Origin of the sequence: Streptomyces hokutonensis, from assembly GCF_042751305.1 — a bacterium.
In the GTDB taxonomy this organism is placed as follows: domain Bacteria; phylum Actinomycetota; class Actinomycetes; order Streptomycetales; family Streptomycetaceae; genus Streptomyces; species Streptomyces hokutonensis_A.
Map to the genome: position 1 here is coordinate 6,403 of NZ_JBHYWD010000022.1, position 25,930 is coordinate 32,332.

The following is a 25,930-nucleotide window of genomic DNA, read 5'->3' on the forward strand; positions in this document are numbered from 1 at the left end:
GACTGTTTTGTGTCTGCCCCCATTCCTGGGGGGCGTTTTTTTCTCGCTTTTTGGTTGGGGGGCGCGGCGGCCCGCGGCCCCCCCCCCCCCCCCCCGGCTGGTGCAGGCGTGGTCCGGCAAAGGAGGCTCCGCCATCCTGGTTCCTGTTGGTGGGCGGGTCCGGTGTCGTCTCGTGGGGTGCTCGCGCCGGCCAAGACTGAGATCGGTTGAACGCGATGCCGCTGGCACGACCTGACGCTCGACGCAGCTGTTGCCCTGGTCAGCCGCCATCACGGATGGCTCCCAGTCCCCTGAGGATGAGATCCAACCCGAAGGAGAAGACCTCTTCGACAGGCACCGGCAACGCCTCCGCGATCGAGTGGACAGCGGGGAACTGTGCCGGATCCACGCCCCGCAGGGCAGCGACCGACTCCTCGTTGCCCCGCCCACCGGCGCCGTTCTCATGGTTGAGCTCTATCGCCAGGCCAAATACGTAATGAGCTAGCGTCACATACGCGCGCGTGGCCAGTGCGGCCTCGAATCCCGCCTTGAGCAGGACCGCGACACAGCGCTCCCGCAGCGCCATCGCGTTGGGGCCGACGGGAATCTGCTCGGCCAGCAGCCGGGCGGCGTTCCCGTGTCGACCCAAGGCGCGGAACATGGCGTGTGCCATCGCCCTCAGAGACTGCCGCCAACTCGCCGAAGCCAGTTCCTCCAGCTCGACGAGGCCGAACATGTGGTCCACGACCTGCGCCACGAGCTCTGCCCGGTTGCCGAAATGCCGGTACAGCGTCGCCGTACTCGAACCCAGGCGCTCGGCCAGGGCCCTCATCGACAGCGCCTCGGCTCCCTCCTCGTCGACGATCTGCAGCGCCATGGCGACGATCCGGTCCGGTGGGACCGGCGGACGACCGGCAGCGCGGCGCACCAACTGATCCATCTCCTCGCTCAAGGCCACCGTGGCCGTAACACGCGGGGACTTCCTCTTGACACGACCGTCATATCGGTAACAGTGTAGCCATTATGAGTACCTGGTCTGAGCCCCAGCCCGACTCCCGGTTCGTCGAGGTGGACGGACTGCGGATCCACTACAAGCGTGCTGGGCACGGCCCGGCACTCGTGCTGCTGCACGGCAGTGCCTCATCCCTGCAGCACTTCAACCGCGTGGCGGATCTGTTGTGGGATTCGTTCGATGTCATCCGTCCCGACCTGCCGGCGTTCGGACTGACGGGCCCGCGCAAGGACCGCGACTACCGCGTTCCGGCGTACGCCGCGACGGTGGCGGGCTTCGTGGAGGCGCTGGGCGTGCCGCGTTACGCGGTGGCCGGAAATTCCCTGGGGGGCAACATCGCCTGGAACGTCGCGCTGGATCATCCGGAGCGGCTGACCGGGCTGGTGCTGGTCAATGCCACCGGCTACCCGGAGAAGACGGTGCCCGCGGGGATGCGCCTGACCCGGAACCCGCTGGTGCGGCCCCTGCTGAGGCGGGTGATGCCGCGCGGGGCACTCGAACGCAACCTGCGCGAGGCCGTCGGGCCGCATTCGCAGATCGTGGACGACGCCATGGTGGACCGCGCCCATCAGCTCATGAGCCGCCCCGGTAACCGCTCGGCCTTCGTCGACTTCTGCAACACCGACCAGCCGGACCGCAGCGCGCAGATCCCCCGCATCACGGTGCCCACGCTGGTGCTGCGGAGCGCGAGCATCGACGGCCAGCACTTCGCCCGCGACATCCCCGGCGCCCAGGAGCAGATCCACCCCCACGGCGGACATCTGCTGCCGGAGGAGGAACCGCAGTGGGTCGCGGACGCGATCGCGAAGTTCCTCGGCTCCTGCGCCGACATCCCCGCGAACTGAGGGCAAGGAGGCCCGTTCCATGAAGTACTTCGTCGCCTCGGGCGAGGACCGCAAGCTCACCGCCGACTCGCGCAAGGCGCTTCGCGGCAGTTTCATCGAGCTGTCCGACGGCGTCACCCACTACGAGTTGACGGGGCCCGAGGACGGGGATGTGGTCCTGATGGCGGGCGGTCTGACCATCCCGCTCTTCTACTGGGACGGCCTCGTCAGCGAGCTGCACGCCCGCGGGCTGCGCACTCTGACCTGTAGCGCCTACGGCCGCGGCTGCTCCGACCGGGTACAGGCGCGATACGACGAGACACTGTTCACGCGGCAGTTGGCCGAGCTGACGGATCGGCTCGGCCTGACGGCGCGGCCCCTGCACCTGGTCGGCACCTCCATGGGCGCGCTGGTCGGCATGACGTACGCCGCCCAGTACCGCTCGTCGGTGTCCACTCTCACCATCGTCGGACCCGCCGGTCTCGCGAAACCGCGGTTGGCCTCCCCCAACCGGCTGCTGCGCAGCGATCTGCTGGCCGGAGTGGTCGCCCGCCGTCGCGGCCTTCAGCTGCTCCAGGGGCACCTCGGGCACAATGTTCGCGACCCCGAGCTAGGCGCGAAACTGACCGAGATGGTCCTCGACACCCTCCGCTTCGAGGGCTCGCTGTACGCGGTCTTCGACACCCTGCAGCACCTGCCTGTCGCCGGCCGTGACGACCTCTTCCGGCGGACGGGGGCACTGGGCATTCCGACGCTGCTGCTGTGGGGCGACGAGGACGACGTCACGCCGCTGGCGCAGTTCGACACAGCGCGCGCTCTATTGAAGCCTCAGAAACATCATGTAATTAACAAATGCGGGCATATGGCCCCATTCGAACGGCCTCGCGACGTCGCCGATCAGCTCGTCCCGTTCGTGTCCGCACGCACCGAAAGGCTCGACTCATGAACAGCCCGCAGGCCATCGACGTACTGATCATTGGTGCCGGCCCCTCGGGCTCCGCCCTGGCGATCGACCTCGTACGCCGCGGACTCGACGTCCGGATCGTCGACAGGTCCCCCCACGCCTTCGACGGCTCGCGTGCCAAGGGCATTCAGCCCCGCAGCCTCGAAGTCCTCGAAGACCTCGGCGCTCTCGACGACGTGCTGGCCGGCGGCGACATCTATCCCAAGCTCGGGATCCATGCGGGACCCATCGGTGTGCCGTGGAAGATGTTCCCCCACAAAGAGGCGACCCCGGACGTCCCGTACCCGAACACCTGGCTGATCCCGCAGTTCCGCACGGACCGCGCCCTGCACGCCCGGCTCGGTGAGCTCGGCCGCGAGGTCGAGTTCGGCAAGGAACTGACCGAGCTGACGCAGGACGAGGGCACGGTGGTCGCCAAGGTGGTGGGTGCGGACGGGGTCGAGGAGATCGTCGCCCGCTATGCCGTGGGGGCCGACGGCGGCTCCAGCGTGGTGCGCAAGCAGCTCGACATCGGTTTCGTCGGGACGACGGACGAGGCCGAGCGCGTGTTGATCGTGGATGCCTCCGTAAGTGGCCTGGCCCGTAACCGGTGGCACATGTGGCCCGGCCTCGGCGGCAAGCTCATCGGCGCCTGCCCGCTCCCCGACAGCGACATGTTCCAGTGGATGATCCGGCTCACGCCCGACGAGAAGCCGCCCCAGGAGATCGGCGCCATCATCGACCGGATCCACTCCCACACCCGCAACCGGCACATCCAGCTGCACGAGATCCACTGGACGTCCGTGTTCCGGCCCAACATCCGTCTTGCGGAGCACTACGGCCGCGGACGTGTCTTCCTCGTCGGCGACGCGGCGCACGTCCACACCCCGGCCGGTGCCCAGGGCCTGAACACCGGTATGCAGGACGGCTACAACCTCGGCTGGAAGCTCGGCCAGGTCCTCGCCGGAGCCGATACCGCCCTGCTGGGCACCTACGAGGCCGAGCGGCAGCCGATCGCCGCCGGGGTCCTGGGACTGTCCACGGAGAAATGGGGCGGCCTCGCCAGGCTCGACCCCTCCAGCATGAAGCGCGGCAAGGACGAGCAGCAGCTCGCCCTGACCTACTACGGCGGCCCGCTCGCCCCCGCCGACGGCGACAGTGGCGGCACCAGCACGCTGCACGTGGGCGACCGCGCCCCGGACGCCCGACTGCTCGGCGCCGACGGCGCCGAGACCCGCCTGTTCAACCTCTTCCAGGGACCGCACTTCACCGCCATCGCCCACGGCCCCGGCGCAGCCCGGGACCTCGAACTCCTCGACTGGCCGACGACAGGCGCTGAGCTGAAGCGGCTCACCGTCGGATCGGCCGCGGGCGAGGGCTGCGCCTTCTCCGACCCCAAGAACACACTGCGGAGTGCCTACGGCCTGACCGGCGACACGCTGCTGCTGATCCGTCCCGACGGCTACATCGGCCACATCGCCACTCGGGATTTCCTCACCACCACACAAGCCGCCGTGCGGGCAATGACGCCCCAGGCAAGGAGCCGCATCATGTCCCAGCCGAGCCACACCTCCCCCGGTTCGGGGGCCACTGAATGAGCCGCATACTGCTGCGCGGGGCGCACGTCATCACGATGACGCCGGACCGGCCGGACGCCGAGCATGTCGACATCCTTGTCGACGGCGATACCATCGCCGCCGTTGGCGAAACCATCGAGGCGCCCGACGCCGAGGTCGTCGACTTCTCCGGCCGCATCGTCATCCCCGGTCTGGTCAACGCCCATCTGCACACCTGGCAGACCGCGCTGCGCTCCGCGGGCGCCGACTGGACGTTGATGGAGTACCTCACCTACCTCCACGGCGAGTGCGTCGGTCAGTACACCCCCGCCGACATGCACATCAGCAATCTGGCCGGCGCCCTGAACCAGATCAACTGCGGTACGACCACCCTCGGCGACTGGTGTCACAACGCCCTGTCGCCCGAGCACGCCGACGCGGCCGTCGAGGGACTGGTCCAGGCCGGGATCCGCGCCGTCTTCCTGCACGGCACGCCCTACCGCTCGCCGGAGATCCCCCACCCGCTCGCCGAGATCGACCGGCTGCTCGACGGCCCCGTCCGTGACCATGCCCTCCTCACCCTGGGCATGGCACTCCAGGGGCCGCAGTACTCCTCCGCCGAGAGCGCGGTGGCCGACTTCCGAGCCGGCGCGGAACGCGGCCTCGTCGTCTCGATGCACCAGAGCGGCGGCGAACCCTCACCCGGCTGGGAAGCCGTGCGCAACGCCGGGCTGTTCAGCCCCCTGACCAACGTCGTGCACGGAGCCGACCTGCCCGACGACTGGATCAAGACGCTCGTCGAGACGGGCGTCACCTTCACCACCACCCCGGAGAACGAACTGGGCCAGGGACACGGCACACCCGTCACCGGATCCCTGCTGAGCCTGGGCGCGGCACCCTCCCTGGGCACCGACATCGACACCGCCGTACCCGGCAAGCTCCTCACTGCCGCCCGGATCGCTCTGGCCCACCAGCGCAGCCTGGACCACGCCCACCACCGGCAGACGACCGGCATGTACGCCAACACACCGTCTGTCACCAGCAAACAGGCGCTTGCCTGGGCCACGGTCGAAGGAGCGAAGGCACTGGGCCTGGCAGACAAGGTGGGCCGGATCGAGGCGGGCATGCAGGCCGACCTGGTCGCCGTCGACGCCCGGGCGCTCAACCTGTGGCCGGCGCACGACCCCATCGCCACGGTCCTGCACGCCGACATCGCCAACATCGAAGCCGTGATGGTCGCCGGCACCTGGCGCAAACGCGATCACGCCCTGCTCGCATCCGGCCTCGACGAGGTCAAGGACCAGCTACGCGAGTCCGGAGAACGGCTGCTGCGCAGCATCAGGCCCGCGGGCTCTCCCGGCTGACATACCGCAACGTGCCCCCACGCATGAACCGCGCGCCGACGCGCACGACACCCCGTCCTCGTCGGCGCGATGGCCACGCGCCCTCAGAGCCGCACACCGCGGCCTCGTTCCCACAGCAAGAAGGTCCCGTGAGCAGCCCCATGCCGCCTACTGCGGGGATGCCCCGCGACGCCCTGCACCAGGAGCAGATCATCCAGGCGGCCATTGCCCTTCTGGACGAGAGCGGCATCGAGAGTCTGACCATGCGAAGACTCGGCAGCCGTCTCGGCAGCAGCGCGGCGGCACTCTACTATCACGTCAGGAGCAGACAGGATCTGCTCCTGCTGGCCGCTGACACCGTCTGGGGACAGACACATCTCCCCGCTCCCGACGGCGCCGAATGGCGTCCGGTCCTCCTGGCCATGGCAGACAACCTGCGTTCGATGCTTCTCAGGCACCCCTGGCTGCTGGCCGCCATGACCATCCAGCCTCTCGACGGCCCGGCCAGGGACCGTCATGACGAGCACCTGCTCGCGGTCTGCGAAGCGTCTGGCCTCACCAGGCGGGATGCCGAGCAAGCCGCCCAGAGCGTCGTCACGTTCGCGATCGGCGCCGCCCTCGCAGCCACCCCTCGCCCGTATGTGTCCTTCGGACTGCAGTCGCTTCTCGACGGCGTCGAATCCAGGCTTGCCGCCCGTACCTGAGTACGGCGCTCCCCGAGTACGCCCTACTCGTGTGCGATGTGTGCGCGGTGTTCGGCGAGCACGTCCAGTCCGAAGTCGGAGGTCAGGTCACGCCACACCGAGTGGGCGTGGTTGGCGTAGCGCTGTGTGTTGTCGTACTCGATGAGGACGCGAGGGTCCTGCACCCGGTAGTAGTGCGGTTCCCCGGCGTCCGTGCTGCCCGCCCAGCCGAAATGCACCGCGTCGAGGACGGTGTCAGAGGCGTAGTGGGTGTCGTAGGCGTCTGCGAGGAACTCGGGTGCCCGTCCGGTGTAGAGGGTGACCAGCAGGCGCAACAGGTGCCGCTGCTCGTTGTTCAGGTCGCGACCGCTGATGCCTTTGGGGGGAATCGTGATGGCCACGCGCGCGTGGTCGTTCTCGGTGTATCCGCTGCCCGCTTCCGCCCGGCGGTCGATGTCGTTGACAAGCCGGTCCAGCTCAGGGTCGGCGAACCGGCCGCGCCACAGGTCCTGCATGTGCATCATCGTGTCGCCGTGTTCGACGCGTGGGCGGTTGCCGGAGACGATGTCCGAGACCGCGGACGGGTGGAGCAGGGCGCTTCGGAGTTGGCCCGTGCCCAGACTACGGACCAGTTGACGGGCCGTCTCCTCAGGGCCTTGCAAGGGCCGCAGGGTGCCACCGATCAGCTTGGTCGTGGCCGGGTCGGCACCGATGAAGCAGGGGGTCGTGGAGACGAGCCGGCCAGCGACGACGAGGTTGTTCAGGGAGATGTGGTGGCCGCCGAACCGCCATGCCCAGACACGGTCGCCGGGGCGGCCGAAGATCCTCAGCCAGTACAGGCCGGGGTCCCGCCCGCGCTGCCGGCCCCAGCGAACCCGCCACCCTTCCACCTGGTCCAGGACGTTCTCCAGGCCCATCACGGTGGTGACGGTGGCATAGCCGGGGACGGACAGGCCGGTGGCCACCAGCCGCATGGCCAGGCTCTGCTGGCGGGCGCTCTGGTCCCGGATAGCGAGCCCGCCGTGTTCCGTGGGGGTGTAAAACCAGCGCAGCCGCTCGGCCTCCGCGTCCGGGTGAAGCGGGGAGCCGTAGGCGGCGAGCGGGAGTTGGTCTGCGCTCAGGCTGCTCAGCCAGGTGGTGGCGACGTCGGCCATGACAGCCGCCGCCTTCTCCCGCCCGGCCGTCAGGGTGTCGGGCGCCGTGTCTTCGCGGTCACCGGGCACGGGCGGTCCCCGGGTCCTCGGAGATGTCAAGCATGACCTTGATGGCGTTGCCCCGGCGCTCGGCGTAGGTGTCGAACGCCTCGGCGACGTCGGGCAGCCCGAAATGGTGGGTGACCAGTTCCGCGGTGCGCAGCCGCCCCCGGGCGGCCAGGCCCACGGCGCGGGACACGGAACCGGTGCCCTCGCCGCGGACCGTCCGGATCGAGATGCCGTTCATCACGGCGTGGTTGAGGTCGGCCCGTACGGGCTCTTCGAAGAAGCCGACGAGGACGACCTTCCCGGACCGCTTGGCCATGCGCAGCGCGTCGTCCACCGCGCTCGGGGCGCCAGAGCACTCCAGGACGATGTCGGCGCCGATCCCGCCGGTCGCCTCCCGAACCGCCGCCACGGCGTCCTCCTCCCGGGAGTTGACCACCAGGTCCGCGCCGAAGGACTTGCCGATGGCGAGCCTGGCTTCCCGCGTGCCGGCCAGGGTTACGGTCCTGGCCCCGAGTTCACGTGCGACCTGTACCGCGAGCAGCCCTATCGGTCCGGGGCCGATCACAGCGACCGTGGATCCGACGAGCAGGGTGTCGAGCACGTCGAAGGCGTGCATCACGGTGCCCACGGTGGTGAGGACGACCGCGGCGTCGAAGTCCACGGTGTCCGGCAACCGGTGGAGGGTCGCCACGTGGTTGAGCGCGTACTCCGCGAAGCCCCCGTTGACGGTCATCCCCTGCACGCGGTGCCCGGTGTGCCGCAGGCCGTAGTTGAGGCAGTCCGTGTAGGCCCCGGCCAGACAGTTGGCGCAGCGCATGCAGCCGCGGTGGGCTTCCGTCACCACCCGGTCGCCGACCCGGAGCTCGTCCACGGCGCTGCCCACCGCGGCGACGACGCCGGCGTACTCGTGGCCGGGTACGAACTCGCCCGCGGTCGGGCCGCCGTCCTTGAAGAAGTGCCGACTGCGGATCTTCAAGTCCGTTCCGCACAGGGACGCCCTGCGGACGTGTACCAGCACGTCTTCCGGTCCCACCTGCGGCACGGGCAGCGTCGTGACGGCGAGGGTGCCGGGCTCGCCCAGCACCGCGGCCCGCATGGTTTCCGGCAAGGACATAGAGGACTCCAATTACGGCCATGAAAAGCGCGTCGGGAATCGACGGGCCGAAACGGCCCTGTTCCCCACCTCATCCTGCACGCCGGCAACGCCTATTCCCTATGCGCGGCGCATAGGCATCCCTTATGCATGTCGCGAGAGATTCCTATTGGAGACCCATCACAACCTCGTGGCAGTGTCATTCGGAAACGACGGACGTAACCGTCGGCCGTACGGCCGGGGAACGGGGCCACCGCCCAAGGAGCGAAGCTGTGGATCTGGGAATTTCGGGCAAGACCGCGCTCGTACTGGGCGGAGGTGGGGGTCTCGGCGGCGCGATCGCCCAGGCTCTCGCCGCGGAAGGCGCCGCTGTCGCCGTCGCGGACATCAGCCCACAGGCCGCAGAGAGCACCGCCGAGGCGGTGGCCGACGCGGGCGGGAAAGCCGTGCCCCTGGAATGGGACCTCGCGGACCTGGGCGCGATCGACCAGCACATCGCGGCAGTCGAAGGGGCGCTCGGCCCCGTGGACATCCTGGTCAACAACACGGGAGGGCCGCCGCCCTCGCCCGTTGCGGGGCAGGACCCCGAACTCTGGCTGAAGCACTTCCAGTCCATGGTGCTGTCCGTCATCGCGATCACGGACGGGGTCGTGCCGCTGATGCGCAGCCGCGGCTGGGGCAGAATCATCACCAGCGCCAGCTCGGGGGTGATCGCCCCCATCCCCAACCTGGGGCTGTCGAACGCCTTGCGGGGCAGCCTGCTCGGCTGGTCCAAGACGCTGGCCCGGGAAGTCGCGGCCGAGGGTGTCACCTGCAACGTGGTCGTTCCGGGACGGATCGGCACCCAGCGGATCAAGTTCCTCGACCAGGCCAAGGCCGATCGGGAGGGCAAGTCCGTCGCGGAGACATCCGCCGAGAGCGTCGCGTCGATCCCTGTGGGCCGCTACGGCGAACCGCGGGAATACGCCGCCGCCGTCGCCTTCCTCGCAAGCGTCCAGGCCTCCTACATCACAGGCTCGGTCATTCGCGTCGACGGAGGACTCATCGCCAGCCTCTGAAAAATACATCGGATTTCTGAGGAGGCAGAACAATGGCACCCCTGGACCGCAACACCAATGGTGTTTTCGCCATCGCGCCAACGCCCTTCGACAAGGAAGGCGCAATCGATTTCGACTCACTCAGCCGACTCGTCGACTTCTACGGCGACGCCGGCGTCACGGGACTGACCCTCCTGGGTCAGATGGGCGAAGCACCCAAGCTGTCCCACGAGGAGGGCGTGCGCATCGTCCAGCACGTCATCAAGCGCACCGGTCTGCCGATCATCGTGGGCGTCTCCGCACCCGGCTACGCCGCCATGCGGGCTCTCGCGGTCGACGTCATGTCAGCCGGCGCCCACGGCGTCATGATCGCCCCGCCGAACACGCTGCGTACCGACGATCAGATCGTGAGCTACTACGAGGGAGCTTCGGGTGCCATCGGCGCGGACGTGCCGTTCGTGATCCAGGACTATCCGCTGTCGTTCTCCGTCGTCATGTCTCCTGCCGTCATCGCGCGCATCGCGAACACCGCGCCAGGGTGCGTGATGCTCAAGCACGAGGACTGGCCGGGCTTGGAGAAGATCAGCGCACTGCGGCAACTCGAAGCCGACGGAGCGATGCCCCGCCTGTCGATCCTGTGCGGAAACGGCGGCCTTTTCCTGGACTTCGAGACCGAACGCGGAGCCGACGGAGCGATGACGGGCTACTGCGTGCCCGAACTCCTCGTCGACGTCGTACGCCACACCGCCGCCGGCGATCGTGATGCCGCCCACGGCATCTTCGACGCCCACCTGCCCCTGCTGCGCTACGAACAGCAACCGGGCATCGGCCTGGCCGTGCGCAAGTACGTCATGAAGCGCCGCGGAATCCTGGCCTCCGACGCCCAGCGCAAGCCCGGGGCCGCGCTGTCGGCGCGTGCCCGCACCGAGGTCGACTACCTGCTGTCCCGGCTCGCCCGCAAGGACAGCAGGGTCGCACTCATGGCATGACGCACAGGTAACACCCGTCAGCACAGCAGTATGGCAACACGTCACCTGGCCCCGCCGAGTACTGGGCAACGCTCGGCCGAGTAGCTTGATCACATGCAGCTACGTCAGCTGGAGTACTTCCTCGCGGTCTGGGCGGCGGGCTCCTTCAGCGGAGCGGCTGCGCGGCTCTATGTCACACAACCTTCGCTGTCCCAGCAGATCGGGGCCCTGGAGAAGGAACTGGGCGCGGTCCTGCTGGAGCGCGGTCGGCAAGGGGTGACGCTGACTCCCGCGGGCCGTGTCTTTCTGCCCCGAGCACAGAACGTCGTCCGTGCCGTTCAGGACGCGCAGGACTCGGTGCGCGAGGTGGTGGAGGGCCGTCAGGGCGACGTCCACGTCCTGACCGTACGTTCCGTCGCCTCGGGGATCCTGCCGCCGTCCGCGGCGCGCTGGCACTCGACGTACCCCTCCACCGTGCTGAGACTGCACGACTACTCCCACCGCCGGGACCTCGAAGAGGCCATGCGCAGTGGCCAGGGTGACATCGCGGTCGGTCCACGGCCCGACCCTTGGGAGGGGCCCGTCATCTCCCTGGGATATGAGGAGATGGTGGTGACCGGCTCGGCCGAATACCCGGCGGGGACAGCGGCTGATCCGGCCGAACTGGCCGCTGCCGACTGGGTGCTCTACGAGCAGGAACAGGGCATGAGCGAAGTGGTGGACCGCCTGGCAGGGCACCTCGGGTTCGCGCCGCGCGCCGTCGCACGCACGGGCCAGGTCTCCGCAGCGCTCCTGTTCGCGGTCGAGGGGATCGGCGTGACGGTGACACCGGAGAACGCGGTGCCGCTGCGCTGGTCGAGGCACGCCCGGCGGATCGGGCCCGGTTATTTCCGGGAGCTGGTGGTGTTCAGCAGAAAGCTCCCCTCCCAACTGGCCGAGCGGTACCGGGACATGCTCACCACTGTGGAGTTGCCGCTGACCGCGGAGCGGGATCTGCCCGAAGGAGCACTCCGCTTCTAAGGTCAACTTGCCCTGAGATCGAGGGTGTTGTTCCCGCATCTGAGTGATCAGTGTCAACGGCCACTCAGTTCTTCTGCGGATCGAGTCCACACCTCCACGGATCGGCAGATCCAGGGCTGGCCAACGGGCATCCGAATGCACCACTGGACCACAACCAGCCAAACGGCTACGCTGTTGCCAATATTAGAGGTGGCAGGAAACGCAGCCCCCCTCGGCTCGAGGGCGCTCGAACCGCGACCGCACGGTCCGCCTGCCTTCATTAGCGCCCCTTCGTCCACAGTGCCGACCCCCCGAGGGGTAGACGATGCCCGTCCTGATCGTGATAGCGATCTACGCTGTCCGGATCGCGCGCGCCCCCTTGGACGCGCGCCTGAAGAAGCGCAACGTCGGACCCCTGTCGGTCACGACCGGAGCGGTCACGCTCTATCTGGCCTGGGACTGGCTCAGGCCCGAGGGCCTCAGCGCTGTCTATTTCGTTGGCGAGTTCGCCGGCGTCCTGTCCGTCTACCTGATGTCCTGCACCTTGGTGCTGGCCACCCGCCTGATGTGGTTGGAGCAGTGGTTCGGCGGCCTGGACCGTATGTACCGTCAGCACAAGCTGTACGCCGTATGGTCCATACTCCTGCTGACCCCCCACCTGCTCCTCCACTTTTTCTCCGGTTTCGACGGGAGCCAGTACGGCTACGCACACCGGGCCGCGTCGATAGGGATGGGCCATCTCCTCGGTGCCGTCTCCGCCATCGGCCTGCTGCTGCTCGTCCTCATCTCGCTCGGCCAGGTCGGCCGCATCCTCCGACTGCCCTACGAGCGCTGGCTGTTCCTGCATCGCCTCACCGGCCTGCTGCTCCTGTCAGCGCTGTTGCACGGCTGGTTCCTCGATCTCATCATCAACGGATCCACGCCCCTCCTGGCGATCTACGTCACCATGGCCACCATCGGCATGACCGCCTACACCTACGACGAACTGGTGCTCCGGCACAGGGAACCCCGGGCGGACTACACCGTCCACCGTGTCGAGCGGCCGACACCCGACATCCTCGACCTCACCCTCACGCCCACCGGCGAGACGATGCTGCCCGTGACAGGAGGTCAGTTCGTATACCTGCGGGTCGGCGGCTGGCACGAACACCCCTTCAGCGTCGCAGGAACGCAGGCCGACGGCTCGGTACGCCTCACCATCCGTGCCCTGGGCCGCGGTACACGCGGCCTCTACACGGACATAAGTGAAGGACACCCCGCAACCCTCAAGGGTCCTTACGGCATGTTCGACCACACCCTCGGCGGACCCCGGCAGATATGGATCGCGGGGGGCATCGGTATCGCGCCCTTCCTCGGCTGGCTCGCCCACTCCGGTGCAGCGCCGCTCCGCACCGACCTCTTCTACTGCACCCCCACCGCCGAAGACGCACCGTTCCTCCCGGAACTCACCGCAGCGGCAGCACACCGCCCCGAGTTCCGGCTCCACCCGACGTTCAGCCGCAGCCACGGCCGTCTGACCGCCGAAAGAATCCAGGCCGAGGCCGGACCGATCACCCCCGACACGCATGTCTTTCTCTGCGGCCCCGCCTCTATGATCGAAAACCTCACTCGCGCCCTCCATCGCCAGGGCGTCCCCCGCCGGCATCTCCACGCCGAGCACTTCGCCTTCCGCTGACGGGCCGCCGACCACACGGGTCACGGCACCTGTTGACCTGACTGTCCGGCGACCGGTTGCCCCCGCTCAGACGCTTGTGCGCCGGTGGTGCCTACGACGGCGCCTGGCGTCCGCACTTCGATGGTCGTCGCGTATCCGCCGTGATCCCAGGGGTTCACTCCGTGATCCACGGGGCCACTGCCGCCTGAATCCACTCATTGAAGCAACGTCAATCTCCTCGCCATTCGGCCCCCCATTTGACTTCATGGATCTAGGTGACCATTCTGATCACCTAGTAACCAAAATGGTCACCTGGAGGGGTGTGTACACCATGGCAAACGGCAAGGGTGCGGCAGGGAGCAGGCTGGGGCCGCGGTTGTGGCTGGCCCCGGCCGTCATCGTCACCGTGGTCATGGCCGCGCTGGCGGCGCTGTACCTGGGAGGGACGGTCAACGCCTCCAAAGACCTCAACGACTTTCCCGTAGCGGTCATCAACGCCGACACCGGCGCCACCAGCGCATCGGGACAGCGCATCGACGTCGGCAAGGAGATCGCCGACAGCCTGCGCAAGGGCGTCGACGACGACAAGTTCGATCTGCGTTTCGTCAGCCTCGCCGCGGCGAGGAAGGACATGGGCAAGGGGAAGCTCTACGGTGCGATCGTCCTGCCCTCGGGCCTGAGCAAGAAGCTGATGACGCTCGCGGCGAGCGCGGCAACCGGCGGGGCCGCTGAGCAGCCTGCGGTCACCGTGTACACCAATCCCCTCGCGAACACTTCCAGCGCATCCATCGTCAATTCCTTCGCCTCTCGGGCGCTGGCCGAGGCGAACCAGACGGTGGGCAAACAGCTCCTCACCAGCGCTGCGCAGGCCACGGAAAAGGCCGGGTCCGGCAGTCGATCCGTCTCAGGGACCGCTCGCATCGTCCTGTCCGAGCCGATGCGGGTCCATGTCACACCTTTCAAGGAAGTGCCGGACGGCAGCGGCGGCGGCCTGTCGGCCTTCTACTACGCCCTCCTGCTGGCGCTGGCCGGCTTCACCGGCTCCCTGATCGCCACCAATCTCGTCGACTCCCAGCTCGGTTTCACTCCGTCGGAGATCGGTCCGCTCTACCGCATGGAGAGCCACTCGGGTCGCAGCCGCTTGTCCACTCTTGCTCTGAAGTGGGGGCTCATGACGGGGATCGCGGTGGTCGTCAGCACCGTCTACCTCGGGATCGCGGACCGGATCGGCATGCCCCTGGACCACCCCGGGCAGCTCTGGCTGTTCAGCGTGCTGGCCATCACGGCCGTCGCAGTGGTCGCGCAGGCGATCCTCGCCCTGCTGGGCGGCCTGGGCATGGTGGTCAACCTCTTCCTCTTCATCGTGCTGTCGATCCCCAGCTCCGGGGGTACGACACCGCTGGAAGCCATGCCCCCCTTCGTCCGCTTCCTCAGCTCGTTCGAGCCCATGCACCAGATCTATCTGGGTACGCGCTCGATCCTGTACTTCGGGGCCAGCTGGGATGCGGGGCTGGGGCGTGCGGTGATCGCCTCGGTGATCGCGGTCGGCCTCGGCCTCCTCGTCGGCGCCCTGGGTACTCGCGCCTACGACCTCAAGGGGCTGGCCAGGAAGCACACCGCTGCCGCTGCCGGGCAGTGAACCGCGGCCCTGCCGGGGATACTCCGACATCCCCGGCACCTGGTTCCGCCCGCCCCGGGAAGGATCGGGCCGCCGGGTAGGCGGCTGCGGAGGCGAAGGGAAACGTACGCCCCAAGCGAATCACCGTGCCGGGCCGGTTGGCGGGGGCCCCACGGCCGTTACAGATGCACTAGGCCGCTGAATCGCAGGGCTGCCCCTGCTCACCGGGGCTTCGCATCTTCCTGGAAGTTTCAGATCAGGGGTGTGAGCGTCTGGTCGAGGCCCGCGAGGACCTGGCCGAAGGCCTCGTAGCCGACAGCTCCGACAACTGCGCCGTGGCGAGCGGACGTGTTGGCGTCCCGCCAGATCCGCTGCAGCACGTTGTTCTCCGCGAAGCTCGCCGCGCCGTGGGCGGAGAGCAGGGTCTGCAGGGCCGCGCAGACGGTTTCTGTGACGTATCCGACGTCCGCTCGCACCCGCGTCTTCAAGAACATGCTGAGGTGCTCGGCCTGCGCCGCTGCCCGGTCGACGTCATCAGCGGAGCGGTATGCGTGCAGATGAGCGGTGTCGATCTTCAGCGCCGCCTCGGCGAGCTGGAGTTGGAACGCGGTCGAGTCTGCCTGTCGGGTGAAGAAGGTGTACGGGATCGCCTTCACCTGGCCCTTCTCCCGCACCAAGCTCAGCGCGGCCCGGGTCAGGCCGAGGTGGGTTGCGATGGCGGTAACGCCGAGTACGGAGCCGAGATTCGAGCGGTACAGGGCGCTGTCGGGATGTTCCTGGATGTTCTTGCCTGCAAGGCCGGCTGTCACCGAGGCAACCCGGTGCTCGGGGACGAAAACCCGTCTGCCCCGGGCGCTCTGCGTTGCAGCGCCCGCTCACCACCGGGACTCTCCAACCGCTGCACAAGATCACGTGCTCGGCACCGGCAGCTGTGGCGACGCTCGATGCCGACCGTGATGACTCCGTAGGCCGACGGCCTCAGGTTCGCGTCGCCCTTGCTGGTCAGGCGTCGTCGCGCAGTTGGGCAAGCCCGCTGAGAAGGAGTTCGAGTCCGAAGGAGAACTCGTCCTCGATCGGAACAGGCATCGACCCGGCGACGGTGACCGTTGCCGGGAACAAGGCTGGATCGACGCCCTGAAAGACGGCGGACAGTTGTGCGTCGTCGAGTTGCCCGCCGCCGCCATGACCGTTGACCTGTATGGCGAATCCGAGGACGTAGCGGGAGAGGGTGGCAAAGGCATGCGCGGCCAGTCGCGGCGGGAAGCCGCTGTCGAGAAGCGCCGCGACACAGTGCTCCCGCAGCGCCATGGCGTTCGGCCCCAGGGGAATCTCTTCGACCATCAGGCGCGCAGCGTTCCGGTGCCGAGCCAGGGCCTCGAACATGGTGTGCGCGACCGTCCGCAGCCCTTGCTGCCAGCCCATCGTGAGGAGTTCGTCGCCGTTCAGTTCCACGGCGCCGAACATGCGGTCCACGACATGGGCGACCAGCGCTGCCCGGTTGTCGAAATGCCGGTACAGCGTCGCCGTACCCGAGCCCAGGCGCTGGGCCAGCGTCCGCATCGAGAGAGCGTCGGCCCCTTCATCGTCCACGATCTGCAGTGCCGTAGAGATGATGCGCTCCAGCGGCACGGGAGGACGTCCCGGGCGCCGAGCCGATGCCGTGGTCGCTCGCGTAGGACCAGCTGCTGCCACTGAACCTCCACCTCCTCGGCCCGCACCATAACAGCAACACCGTATCCACTTTGGAGATCGCCGGTTGGGCATGGAGCGGCGGCGCCCCCTTCGATCAGCCCATCGACGACCGCTCATCGGGGACTCCTGAACCGGCCAATCCCACTATGGGTTTACGGCTGCCTTCGCCCCGTGCCAGGTTGAGACAGGAACCGGCCGTCTGAGTTAACAGCACCCAGGTCGATACCAACCACACTGGCTGAGAACAGAACTTCGAGTGCCACCGACCGCGTCAAGGGGCCGTTGGATTCCTGGCATGCGCCCGCGCGTCAGCAGTTCACGGCAGACCGGGCCTCGCACTGCCGGACGCCCGGAGCCACGAACGGCCGGGCGTCAGAAGCCGGCTTGCCAGCGCAGCACCTCGAGTGCGGAAGCGACCTCGACGGCGTTCGCCGAGGGCACCCTGCCCCGGCCGAGCTGTACAAGTGACGCAGCAGTGCCTCAGCCGGCGCTGCGCACTTGTCGCGGGCCCGTTGATCCGTACTGCACCGCCGGCTACCCCGTCGCAGTGCCTCAATCACCCGCGCCGACATCGCCGTTGCCTCTGTGGCCCAGTGCGCCAAGGCTCGCGGCAATCACCATATCGGTGCGCTCGGTCCACCTGGCCTCACGGTTCGCCATCATCGTGACGGTCACAGCACCGATCGCGGACACCACCCGCACATGCCGTTCCTCATCAGTCCAGACATCGGGATCGAAGGCTTCCATCAACATGCGCTGCGCCCCGGAGAGGCGCTGCATGATCTCGGGCTCTCGCGTCAGCCCGAAGGCGCCGACGATGAGCGCACCAGTCCCCGGCCACTCCTCGATCAGCTCGACCAGTGCACCGAGCAGGGCGGCATCCCGCTCAAGCCCGACCGGGAGGCCCTCACCCGCAGCCGCCACTCGTGCTGCGTGTTCCTCCGCGCGAGCCACCACGGCGTCCTGGATCCGCTCCTTCGAGCCAAGGCGCTTCAACACAGCCGCCTTGGAGTAGCCGGCACCGTCAGCGATCGCCTGCACGGGGCCCTGAGCGAACCCGTGCCGCGCAAAGACTGAGGCCGCCACGTCGATCAGGGCACGATCGATCTCCTCTCTGGTGGGCCTCACGGTTGGCTTCATGACCAGAGGTTACCGTTTCGGTCAGCTAGTGACCGAAACGGCAACACTGACCTCGTCCGCCATCACGGTCCCCATCGGGGATGTCACGGACCAGGACGATCTCAAGTGCCGGGGTCGAGTCGACGGGCTGAGGGAGGAGGCCGGCCGCATTCAGGCCGAGCCGGCTGCGGCCGAGCTGGAACGGCAGGAGTGGGTGATCGCTCGCAGGCGGGTCGATACGGTGCTGGCTCCGGACGGCGGTGCCGCCGACGAGGCGGAGGTCACCGCGGATCTGCGGGAAGCGGAGGTGCGGTCGACGCTGCGGGACGCGGCGAAGCCGAAGTCGCAGGTGCCGGTGTGGTGCCAAGGGCTTGCGTGGTCGGTTCTGTCGGTGGACTACCAGCGCATCCTCACGGCGCCTGCGGACGGGGCGCGGCACCGTCAAGGGCCGCCAAGATCCCCGATGGACTCATAATCCGTCGGCCGTGGGTTCGAGTCCCACCCGCCCCACCTGTGCAGGACCCTGACCTGTGTAAACGTTCATTTTTGGGTGTCGGATTCGGGACACTGGCAGGACACGAGAAATCAGAAGTGCTGCCGGGGGGCCTTCGGGTAGGCGCCTCTGCCGGGCCGCCAGGCGGGTACGGGGACCGCCCGAAGGGGGTGTGGTCCGAGCCGGGACGCGAAACAGCCCGTACTGGCAACGGCCCGGAGAGGACCGGCAGGCGTGGCAGACGACTCCGACGCCCTGGCCGGCGGGGTCTTCGAGCTGTCGGCCGAGATAGGTCTTGCCGGGGGAGTACGGCAGGCGTCGCCGCATCCCATGCTGAAGATGCAGTCCGATGCCTGGGCAGCCTCAGAGGTGTGGACCTTGGGGGTGATTGCCCAGTTTTTGGCATGGAGCGCAGGACGTCTCTATGGCGGCAGGTAAGGCAAGAGGAGGGCTGGTTGTGGCGTTTGCTCTCCGCCTCGCCACGCAGGATCTTTCCTTCCTCCGGACCCACCATCCGTAATCCCGTTACGCGGTGAGATGGCATGACGGTGTGGGACAACCACATCATGATCGGTTACTGGATCGCTTGAGGTGAAGCGCGTACATCAGGGAGAGGAGCCACCTACTGGGACGCCTCTTCCTGATGCCGGGCCTACAACCGGACCGTATGGCGCACCGGGAAGACGGCGAATCCCGTGCGGTGCGCCAGCGTTCCCCACAGTCCCCGTGGCAGGTACAGCGAGACCACGATGGCCGCCGCGCCGACCACGATCAGGTACCAGACGCCGCTCTGCGCGAAGTACTTGTCGAGGAGGAAGTACGCGATCGCGCCGACGACGGGGCCCTCGATCGTGCCGATGCCGCCGATGATCACCATGAAGACCATCAGGGCCGAGTACTGCACTCCGAAGATCTGCGTCGGCGACGCCACCCCCAGGCTATTGACACAGATCACCGCACCGGCGGCGGCACATCCGGCAGCCGCGGTGATGTAGATGATCCGCTTGCCTCGCGTGACGTTCACGCCGAGGGAACCGGCGGCGGTGTCGTCGTCGCGGATGGCCTGGAGGCTCAGGCCGAGGCGGCTGCGCAGGACGGCGTAGGTGCCGAGCACGGCCGCTGCCATGACGGCGAGCGCCAGCCAGTAGGTGAAGGCGCGTCGTATCACCGGATCGGCGGTGACGTCCGAGAGGGTGCGTCCGCTCGCCGCTCCCAGGGAGTGGAAGCGGACCACGATCAGGCGGACGACCTCGGCGATCACCCAGGTGCCGACGGCGAAGTAGCCGCCGCGCAGCCGGAAGGCGAGGTACGACACCGGCCAGGCGAGCAGCGCCACCGCGGCGGAGACGACGAGCGTGCCCGCGTAGACGTTCACGCCGTGGTCGTTGACGACGAACAGGAGGTAGGCGCCCAGGCCGATGAACGCCTGCTGGCCCATCGACATCATGCCCGCGTACCCCGCGAGCAGGTTCCACATGGAGGCGAGGGCCACCAGGTAGCAGAGCTTGACGAGTTGGGCTGTGACGCCGGATTCGACGAGGTAGGGGAGGGCCGCCATCGCCAGCAGGACGACGGCTGTGCCCGTGAGGCCGAGGACCGTGGCGCGGCCACCCCGGTGAACGGGCGGCAGTTCGGTCACCTCGGCGGCGGGGGCTGTCTGGACGGTCATGCGAGGACACTCCTGCCGAACAGGCCCTGCGGGCGGAACACCAGGACCAGGAGGAAGACCACGTGCCCCGCGAGCAGGGGGAGGTCCGGGGAGATCTGAGCGCCGACGGACTGGGCCACACCGAGCACCACACCGCCGGCGAGCGTGCCCCACAGCGAGCCGAGACCGCCGATGATGACCGTCTCGAAGGCGAACAGGACGGTGAGCTGACCCTCGTAAGGGGTGACTCCGCCCTGCCGCATCGTGTACAGGACACCGGCCAGGGCCACCGTGGCGAAGGCGATGACCGACGTCAGCGCGTACACACGGCGGTTGTCGACGCCCATGAGGCGGACCACCGCGCGGTCGTCGGACGTGGCCCGGACGATCCGGCCGGGCTGGGTGCGGTAGAGGAAGAGGTGGAGGGAGGAGAGGACCGCTACCGCCGCCGCTACCGTGATCAGGGGGAACCAGCCGATGGCCAGGCCGCCGCCGAGGTCGATGCTCGCGGTGCCGAGCGAGCCGATGGGCAGGGGCTGCGCGTCGCTGCTGAACACCTGGACTAGGACGTTCGGGATGATGACCGAGATGCCGAAGGTGACCAGCATCGGGGCGAGTTCGCCGATGCCCATCGCGCGGTCCAGCATGGAGCGTTGGACGAGGTAGCCGAGCGCGCCGACCGCGACCATCGACACGACGATGGTGACGGGGACCGGGACGCCGTAGTGGGCCGCGGTCACCGAGGCCACGTAGCCGCCGAGGATCATCAGATCCCCGTGGGCGAGGTTGGCGATCCGCATCACGCCGAAGACGAGGGACAGGCCCGCGGCGGCCATGGCGAAGATGCCGCCGAGCAGGACGCCCTGCAGGATTACGTTGAGCCAGGTCATGGGGTCTTCACCTCCGGGAAGGCGCCGGTGCCGAAGTACGCGGCGGTCACCTGGTCGCGGGTGAGTCCGGCCGCCGTGCCGGTCAGCACGATCCGGCCCTCCAGGACACACGCGATGCGGTCCGCCACGGCGAACGTGCGGTTGAGGTCCTGTTCGACCAGGATCACGGTCGCGCCCTCGGCACGGATACCGGGCAGCGCCGTGTAGAGCTGGTCCACGACGAGCGGGGCCAGGCCCAGGGAGACCTCGTCGAGGAGCAGCAGCCGCGGATTGCCCATCAGCGCGCGGCCGATGGCGACGGCCTGCTGCTCACCGCCGGAGAGCCGGGCCGCCTTGCGGGTACGGCGGTCGGCGACGAGCGGCATCGCCTCGTACACCTTGGCCAGGTTCCAGGGGCCCTTGCGCCCGGTGGCTGCGCCCACCTGGAGGTTCTCCTCGACGGTGAGCGACGGGAAGAGCCGGCGGCCCTCCGGGACCAGGCAGACCCCCTTGCGGGCCCGGCGGATGTCCGGCTCGGCGGTGACGTCCTCGCCGGCCAGGCCGATCGTGCCGCGGAAGGGCTTCAGGGCTCCCGCGATGGTTTTCAACAGGGTGGATTTTCCCGCTCCGTTGGCGCCGACGAGGGCGAGCAGCTCACCCTCGGCCACGTCGATGTCGATGCCGAACAGGGCCTGGAAGTCGCCGTATCCGGCGTCGACGGAGTCGACTCGCAGAAGCGTGCTCATGCTGCCGTACCTCCCAGGTAGACCTCCGCGACCTCGTCGCTGGCCAGTACCTCGTGCGGGTCGCCGTCGACGCGGATCCGGCCGTAGGCGAGGCAGACCAGCCGGTCGACGACCTGGACCAGGGCCTTGACGACATGCTCGATCCACAGGATCGTCACGCCGGACTCCTTCAGGGACAGCACGGTGGCGACGAGTTCCTCCGCCTCGGCCTCGGTGAGGCCGCCCGCGATCTCGTCGAGGAGGAGCAGTTCGGGGCCGGTGGCCAGCGCCCGTGCCAGCTCCAGCCGTTTGCGGCCGAGGAGGGGCAGGGACCCGGCGGACTTGTTGGCGAGGTGGAGCAGCCCGGCGGTCTCCAGCGCGCGCAGGGCCTGGTCGCGGGCGGGGCCGCCCCGCAGCCGGGCCCCCCGCTCGGCGCCTACCAGTGCGTTCTCGAACACGGTCAGGTCGCCGAAGGGGCGCGGTATCTGGAAGGAGCGGCCGACGCCGAGCCGGCATCGCTGCGCCGCGGAGGTGCGAGTGACGTCGCGGCCCGCGAGCCGCACGGAACCGGCGGTCGCGCGCTCGACGCCCGAGATCGCGCTGAGCAGTGTGGACTTGCCCGCGCCGTTCGGGCCGACGATGCCGACCGCCTGCCCGCGGGGGACGGTCAGCTCGACGTCCTCCAGGACCCGCAACTCGCCGAAGTGCACGGCGAGATGGTCCACTTCGAGGAGTGGAGCGGTCACAGTTCCGCCGCCTTCGCGTCGGGCTTGACCATCGGCATCAAGCTGTTGCTGACGACCTTCAGTTCGAACGCGTCACCGCTCCCCTTGATCCACTGGGTGCCGACCATGGGGATGGTGGCGACGTTCTTGACCGGGTTGGCGGCGCCGCCGCCGGTCCACGAGAGGTGGCCGAGGACGGTGTCGAGGCTGGTCTTCGCGATCTGGGCGGCGACGGCCTCACGGTCCTTGGGGTTCGCGTTGCGCAGGACGTGGTTGGCCACCTCGAACAGCGCGTGGTTGGGGCCGAGGCCCTGGTTCCACGTCCGGCCCTTCGCCAGCGGGGACTTCTCGTAGTCGTCGGCGAGCGCGGTGGCGGTCTGGCCGGTGATCGTGGAGGTGAAGGGGAACTGCGGCACCCACCAGCTCGCCGTGCACAGACCGTTGCCGAGGTTGTTCGGCAGGGAGGCCACCGACGACTCGAAGAGGATGGCCTTGGAGATGGTGGCGACCTTGGGCCTGAAGCTCTGCTGTGCGGCCTGCGTCCAGAACGTCGAGAAGTCGGGCGGCGAGGGCACGCCGGCGAGGATCTCGACGCCCTCCTTCTTGAAGTTCGCGATGATCGACGAGAAGTCCTTGGTGCCGGGCTCGTAGGAACCCGGGTCGACGAACGTGAAGCCCTTGGTTGAGGGCTGCGAGCGGTAACCGGTGGTCTTGTCCCGGAAGGCGTTGCCGTCGGAGTCGTTCGGCCACAGCACGCCGACCTTCTTGTTGGTGTCGTGCTGCCGCCACATGTCGCTCTCGACCCTGGACAGGTGCTCGATGCCGTCGAAGAAGTGGAACGTGTACTTGAAGGTCTTCTTCGGCGTTGCGCCGCGCCCGAAGAACCAGGCCTGCCAGGGCTCGATCGTTGAGACGCAGGGCACGCCCTCGCTCTCGCACTTGGCCGCCACCGGGTGGATCGTGTCCGGCGTCGCGGTGACGAGGACGAGGTCGACCTGCTGCTGGGAGATCAGCTCGTCCGCGATGGTGGCCGCCTGCTGCGGGTCCGAGCCCGTGTCGCGGTCCAGGATCTTCACGTCGTACTTCTTGCCGTCGTGGGTGATCCCCTTGGCGAAGAAGGCACGCACCTGCTCGAGAATGTAGGCGTCGGACTCGGCGAAGGCCGCGTAGGCGCCGGTGCGCGGGCTGACGTAACCGATCTTGATGGTGTTGCCGGCCGAAGTGCCCGAGCCCTTGAGGCCGGAGGAACAGGCGGACAGGATCGGGGAGGCCACTACGGCGGTGGCTCCGAGGCCTCTGAGGACGCTGCGGCGGGACGGCTTGATCGCGGGGTGTTCCATGGCGGGCTCCGGAGGGCCTTGAGCCGCAGGTCACGGGCTGCGGCGAGTGGAGGAAGTGGCCGCGAACGTAGGCCCGCCGTCCGTGCCTGGACAGGGCATGGATTCGATATGCGAGACGGCTGGGTCGTCGGTGACCCTAATGGAACATCAGCTGTACACAGAGAGACGTAGAGGAGTTAGTGCACGCCCATAACGGGACGGGTGGGACGCCTGGAGCTCCTGGGGTCGGCGCCCGCGCGAGTCAGGGCGTCGCGCGGATCCGTTCGCGCAGGTCCCTGGTGTACGCGTGGAACACGCCCATCAGGTCGACCTGGCCGGGATCGGCCAGCCACTGGTTCTCCAGGCCCTCCATGACGGCGACGATCTGCGTGGCCAGCAGCCCGCAGTCGAGGTCCGCGCGCAGCTCGCCGTCGGCGATGCCCGCCTCCAGGGCCGTCCGCACCAGCGTCCGCGCCTCCATGAAGTGCCGTCTGCCGGTCTCGGCCGCGGGGTGGTCGCCGCCCGCCGATTCGGCGGCCAGGACGTGGGAGAGCTGTACGAGCCCGGAGCGCTCGGCGTTGCGCACCACGAGCCGGTCGAGCATGTCGAGCACCTGCAGGCCGCGCAGGGCGAAGATGTCGTCCACCCCCATGCCGTACCGGTCGCGCAGGTCCCGCTCGGCCAGTACGGCCGCGAGCAGTGCCTGCTTGCTGGGGAAGTGGTGGAGCAGGCCGGGCTTGGACATGCCCGTCCGGCCGGCGATGTCCTGGAGGGACGCGCCCCAGTAGCCTCGGGCGGCGAACTCCTCCGTCGCGATGTCGAGGATCCGCCGCTTGGCCGCGTCGCCCCGTGCGTACGTACTCGCCCTGCCGCCGGTCCTCACGCTCTCGCCTGTCCTCGCGCCGTTGTCGTCCGCCACCCGGCTCACTCTAGTGCGGCGGAAAAAAATCATGAACGAAAACCTACCGACCGATAGGTAGCAATTGTAGAGTGCGGTCCCACCGGCGCGACGAAGCCGTCCGCCCGGGCCCCGGGGGAACGAGTCCCAGCTCCCTTCCGCTCTCTTGTGACCCTCTCGCTCGCCTTCTTCCGCTCTCTTCCGCGCTCTGGGAGATCCCTATGTCCGAAAGAACCACCGACGCTCCTCCCGCCTCCGCCGGTACGGCCACCCCGGCCGTCACCGCCCGCGTCGGCGCCGGATTCGTCTCGCTCTACGCACTCGCCTACTTCGGTATCTGGCTGGCGGTCCTCGCACCGGCCGTGGTGACCCTGCAGCTCAAGGTGTTGCGCCTGTACCCCGACGACGCCACCTCGGTGATCGGTGTCGTCAGCGGTGTGGGCGCGCTGTTCGCCCTCATCGGCAACCCGTGGGCCGGGAAGCTGTCGGACCGGTGCATGTCGCGCTTCGGCATGCGCCGGCCGTTCGTCCTCGGCGGCATGGTGAGCGGCACCCTGGGCACCGCGGTCATCGTCTACGCGCCCAACATGGGCATACTCATCGTGGGGTGCTCGCTGGTCCAGCTGTCCTACAACACCGCGCTGGCCGGCATCGTCGCGGTGGTCCCGGACCAGGTGCCCGAGGAACAGCGCGGCAAGTTCTCCGGCCTGCTCGGACTCTGTCAGTTCCTGGCGCTCGGCGTCGCCGCGTACGTCGTGGACCTCGTCGCCGGGAACATGACGCTGATGTTCGGCGTACCGGCCCTGTTCGGCCTGCTGGCCGTCGTGCCGCTGCTGGTGGTGCTGCGCGACAGGGTGCGCACCGAGAAGCCGTCCACGCCGTACGGGGTCAAGGAGTTCCTCGCCAGTTTCTGGGTCAACCCGGTCGCGCAGCCGAGCTACGCCTGGGCCTGGCTGAGCCGCTTCCTCCTCGTACTCGGCTGGGCGACGCTCATGACGTACCAGGCCTTCCTGCTGATCGACCGGTTCGGCTACACGCCGGACAACGTCGGTGGTCAGGTCGGGGTCGTCCTGTCGGTGATGGTCGTCGGCATCCTGGCCGGTTCCGCTGGCGGCGGCTGGCTGTCGGACAAGCTCGGCCGGCGCAAGCTCTTCGTCGGGCTCGCGGGTGTCATCGCCGCGATCGGTCTGCCCACCGTCGCCGTCGCGCACAGCATGACCCTGCTGCTGGCCGGCGTGGCCGTCGTGGGTCTCGGTATCGGCGTCCACATGTCGGTCGACCTCGCGCTCGTGCTCGACGTCCTGCCGGACAAGACCAACGTGGCCAGGGACCTGGGCGTGTTCAACATCGCCAACGCGCTTCCGCAGTCTGTCGCCCCGGCGATCGCGCCGCTCTTCCTGGCCATCGGGGCAGGGCAGAACTACACCGCCCTGTTCCTGGCCGCTACGGGCTTCGCGGTGCTCGGTGCCCTGGCCGTCCGGCCGGTGCGAGGAGCGCGCTGAGCGTCCCCGGACACCACGGTGTCGACACG

24 protein-coding genes, 1 tRNA gene and 1 pseudogene are annotated in these 25,930 nt (G+C 68.5%); 14 read left to right on the plus strand and 12 right to left on the minus strand.

What is annotated here, in order from left to right; translation table 11 throughout:
- Window positions 1–259: 259 nt before the first annotated feature.
- Window positions 260–931, minus strand: coding sequence for a TetR/AcrR family transcriptional regulator (locus ACFXC1_RS39365; RefSeq protein ID WP_381252092.1), 672 nt, complete (start codon window positions 929–931; stop codon window positions 260–262).
- Window positions 932–1,002: 71 nt separating this feature from the next.
- On the opposite strand from ACFXC1_RS39365, the gene ACFXC1_RS39370 reads away from it, so the two are divergent.
- The 5 genes from ACFXC1_RS39370 to ACFXC1_RS39390 all read left to right on the plus strand — a co-directional run bounded on the left by ACFXC1_RS39370 (window position 1,003) and on the right by ACFXC1_RS39390 (window position 6,361).
- A complete protein-coding gene (locus tag ACFXC1_RS39370; RefSeq protein ID WP_381252094.1) occupies window positions 1,003–1,836 on the plus strand; it encodes an alpha/beta fold hydrolase in 834 nt (277 codons plus the stop codon).
- 19 nt (window positions 1,837–1,855) lie between these two features.
- Window positions 1,856–2,761, plus strand: coding sequence for an alpha/beta fold hydrolase (locus tag ACFXC1_RS39375; RefSeq protein WP_381252096.1), 906 nt, complete (start codon window positions 1,856–1,858; stop codon window positions 2,759–2,761).
- Complete coding sequence (locus tag ACFXC1_RS39380; RefSeq protein WP_381252098.1) at window positions 2,758–4,356, plus strand: FAD-dependent oxidoreductase; 1,599 nt, start codon at window positions 2,758–2,760, stop codon at window positions 4,354–4,356. The genes ACFXC1_RS39375 and ACFXC1_RS39380 overlap by 4 nt, the downstream gene beginning before the upstream one ends.
- Entirely contained in the window at window positions 4,353–5,678 is a 1,326-nt protein-coding gene (locus tag ACFXC1_RS39385) for an amidohydrolase family protein (protein ID WP_381252100.1), read from the plus strand. Before ACFXC1_RS39380 ends, ACFXC1_RS39385 begins: the two co-directional genes overlap by 4 nt.
- 128 nt (window positions 5,679–5,806) lie before the next feature.
- Entirely contained in the window at window positions 5,807–6,361 is a 555-nt protein-coding gene (locus ACFXC1_RS39390) for a TetR/AcrR family transcriptional regulator C-terminal domain-containing protein (protein ID WP_381252102.1), read from the plus strand.
- A 23-nt stretch (window positions 6,362–6,384) separates the two neighbouring features.
- Here ACFXC1_RS39390 and ACFXC1_RS39395 read toward each other — a convergent pair whose 3' ends face one another.
- Together ACFXC1_RS39395 and ACFXC1_RS39400 are read right to left on the minus strand one after the other, a co-directional pair.
- A complete protein-coding gene (locus tag ACFXC1_RS39395; RefSeq protein ID WP_381252104.1) occupies window positions 6,385–7,563 on the minus strand; it encodes a DUF3500 domain-containing protein in 1,179 nt (392 codons plus the stop codon).
- Window positions 7,553–8,656 (minus strand): zinc-dependent alcohol dehydrogenase, encoded by a 1,104-nt coding sequence (locus tag ACFXC1_RS39400; protein WP_381252106.1) that lies wholly within the window; start codon window positions 8,654–8,656, stop codon window positions 7,553–7,555. Before ACFXC1_RS39400 ends, ACFXC1_RS39395 begins: the two co-directional genes overlap by 11 nt.
- Before the next feature lie 251 nt (window positions 8,657–8,907).
- Here ACFXC1_RS39400 and ACFXC1_RS39405 point away from each other — a divergent pair, with 251 nt between their 5' ends.
- From ACFXC1_RS39405 to ACFXC1_RS39425, 5 genes are all read left to right on the plus strand, one after another.
- Complete coding sequence (locus ACFXC1_RS39405; protein ID WP_381252108.1) at window positions 8,908–9,693, plus strand: SDR family oxidoreductase; 786 nt, start codon at window positions 8,908–8,910, stop codon at window positions 9,691–9,693.
- Between the two features lie 32 nt (window positions 9,694–9,725).
- Window positions 9,726–10,661 carry a dihydrodipicolinate synthase family protein gene (locus ACFXC1_RS39410; RefSeq protein WP_381252110.1) on the plus strand — a complete coding sequence of 312 codons (936 nt, stop codon included), beginning with the start codon at window positions 9,726–9,728 and terminating at the stop codon, window positions 10,659–10,661.
- 93 nt (window positions 10,662–10,754) lie between these two features.
- On the plus strand, window positions 10,755–11,660 hold the full coding sequence (locus ACFXC1_RS39415) for a LysR family transcriptional regulator (RefSeq protein WP_381252112.1): 906 nt from the start codon (window positions 10,755–10,757) through the stop codon (window positions 11,658–11,660).
- Between the two features lie 304 nt (window positions 11,661–11,964).
- A complete protein-coding gene (locus tag ACFXC1_RS39420) occupies window positions 11,965–13,314 on the plus strand; it encodes a ferredoxin reductase family protein (protein ID WP_381252114.1) in 1,350 nt (449 codons plus the stop codon).
- 244 nt (window positions 13,315–13,558) lie between these two features.
- Window positions 13,559–14,932, plus strand: a complete 1,374-nt coding sequence (locus ACFXC1_RS39425) for a YhgE/Pip domain-containing protein (protein WP_381252116.1) — start codon at window positions 13,559–13,561, stop codon at window positions 14,930–14,932.
- Between the two features lie 230 nt (window positions 14,933–15,162).
- Here ACFXC1_RS39425 and ACFXC1_RS39430 read toward each other — a convergent pair whose 3' ends face one another.
- The 3 genes from ACFXC1_RS39430 to ACFXC1_RS39440 form a co-directional block, all read right to left on the minus strand.
- Window positions 15,163–15,720: an acyl-CoA dehydrogenase family protein gene (locus ACFXC1_RS39430; protein WP_381252118.1), complete on the minus strand. Its 558-nt coding sequence runs from the start codon at window positions 15,718–15,720 to the stop codon at window positions 15,163–15,165.
- Window positions 15,721–15,913: 193 nt separating this feature from the next.
- On the minus strand, window positions 15,914–16,540 hold the full coding sequence (locus ACFXC1_RS39435) for a TetR/AcrR family transcriptional regulator (protein ID WP_381252120.1): 627 nt from the start codon (window positions 16,538–16,540) through the stop codon (window positions 15,914–15,916).
- A gap of 615 nt (window positions 16,541–17,155) precedes the next feature.
- On the minus strand, window positions 17,156–17,743 hold the full coding sequence (locus ACFXC1_RS39440; RefSeq protein ID WP_381252122.1) for a TetR/AcrR family transcriptional regulator: 588 nt from the start codon (window positions 17,741–17,743) through the stop codon (window positions 17,156–17,158).
- A 73-nt stretch (window positions 17,744–17,816) separates the two neighbouring features.
- Here ACFXC1_RS39440 and ACFXC1_RS39445 point away from each other — a divergent pair.
- The 3 genes and pseudogenes from ACFXC1_RS39445 to ACFXC1_RS39455 all read left to right on the plus strand — a co-directional run.
- Window positions 17,817–18,173: pseudogene (locus ACFXC1_RS39445) on the plus strand (hypothetical protein); the annotation flags it as partial.
- Window positions 18,150–18,232: transfer RNA gene (locus ACFXC1_RS39450), tRNA-Ile, on the plus strand. The pseudogene ACFXC1_RS39445 and the gene ACFXC1_RS39450, both read left to right, overlap by 24 nt.
- A 217-nt stretch (window positions 18,233–18,449) precedes the next feature.
- Window positions 18,450–18,653 carry a hypothetical protein gene (locus tag ACFXC1_RS39455; protein ID WP_381252124.1) on the plus strand — a complete coding sequence of 68 codons (204 nt, stop codon included), beginning with the start codon at window positions 18,450–18,452 and terminating at the stop codon, window positions 18,651–18,653.
- 214 nt (window positions 18,654–18,867) lie between these two features.
- Here ACFXC1_RS39455 and ACFXC1_RS39460 read toward each other — a convergent pair whose 3' ends face one another.
- From ACFXC1_RS39460 to ACFXC1_RS39485, 6 genes are all read right to left on the minus strand, one after another.
- On the minus strand, window positions 18,868–19,884 hold the full coding sequence (locus ACFXC1_RS39460) for a branched-chain amino acid ABC transporter permease (protein ID WP_381252126.1): 1,017 nt from the start codon (window positions 19,882–19,884) through the stop codon (window positions 18,868–18,870).
- On the minus strand, window positions 19,881–20,753 hold the full coding sequence (locus tag ACFXC1_RS39465; RefSeq protein WP_381252128.1) for a branched-chain amino acid ABC transporter permease: 873 nt from the start codon (window positions 20,751–20,753) through the stop codon (window positions 19,881–19,883). Before ACFXC1_RS39465 ends, ACFXC1_RS39460 begins: the two co-directional genes overlap by 4 nt.
- Window positions 20,750–21,478, minus strand: a complete 729-nt coding sequence (locus ACFXC1_RS39470) for an ABC transporter ATP-binding protein (RefSeq protein ID WP_381252130.1) — start codon at window positions 21,476–21,478, stop codon at window positions 20,750–20,752. Before ACFXC1_RS39470 ends, ACFXC1_RS39465 begins: the two co-directional genes overlap by 4 nt.
- The gene (locus ACFXC1_RS39475) at window positions 21,475–22,203 is read right to left on the minus strand and encodes an ABC transporter ATP-binding protein (protein ID WP_381252132.1); all 729 of its coding nucleotides are present in this window, start codon (window positions 22,201–22,203) and stop codon (window positions 21,475–21,477) included. The genes ACFXC1_RS39470 and ACFXC1_RS39475 overlap by 4 nt, the downstream gene beginning before the upstream one ends.
- Window positions 22,200–23,522 carry an ABC transporter substrate-binding protein gene (locus ACFXC1_RS39480; protein WP_381252134.1) on the minus strand — a complete coding sequence of 441 codons (1,323 nt, stop codon included), beginning with the start codon at window positions 23,520–23,522 and terminating at the stop codon, window positions 22,200–22,202. Before ACFXC1_RS39480 ends, ACFXC1_RS39475 begins: the two co-directional genes overlap by 4 nt.
- 241 nt (window positions 23,523–23,763) lie before the next feature.
- On the minus strand, window positions 23,764–24,420 hold the full coding sequence (locus ACFXC1_RS39485) for a TetR family transcriptional regulator (RefSeq protein WP_381252136.1): 657 nt from the start codon (window positions 24,418–24,420) through the stop codon (window positions 23,764–23,766).
- Between the two features lie 200 nt (window positions 24,421–24,620).
- Here ACFXC1_RS39485 and ACFXC1_RS39490 point away from each other — a divergent pair, with 200 nt between their 5' ends.
- The gene (locus ACFXC1_RS39490; RefSeq protein ID WP_381252138.1) at window positions 24,621–25,901 is read left to right on the plus strand and encodes an MFS transporter; all 1,281 of its coding nucleotides are present in this window, start codon (window positions 24,621–24,623) and stop codon (window positions 25,899–25,901) included.
- Window positions 25,902–25,930 lie beyond the last annotated feature (29 nt).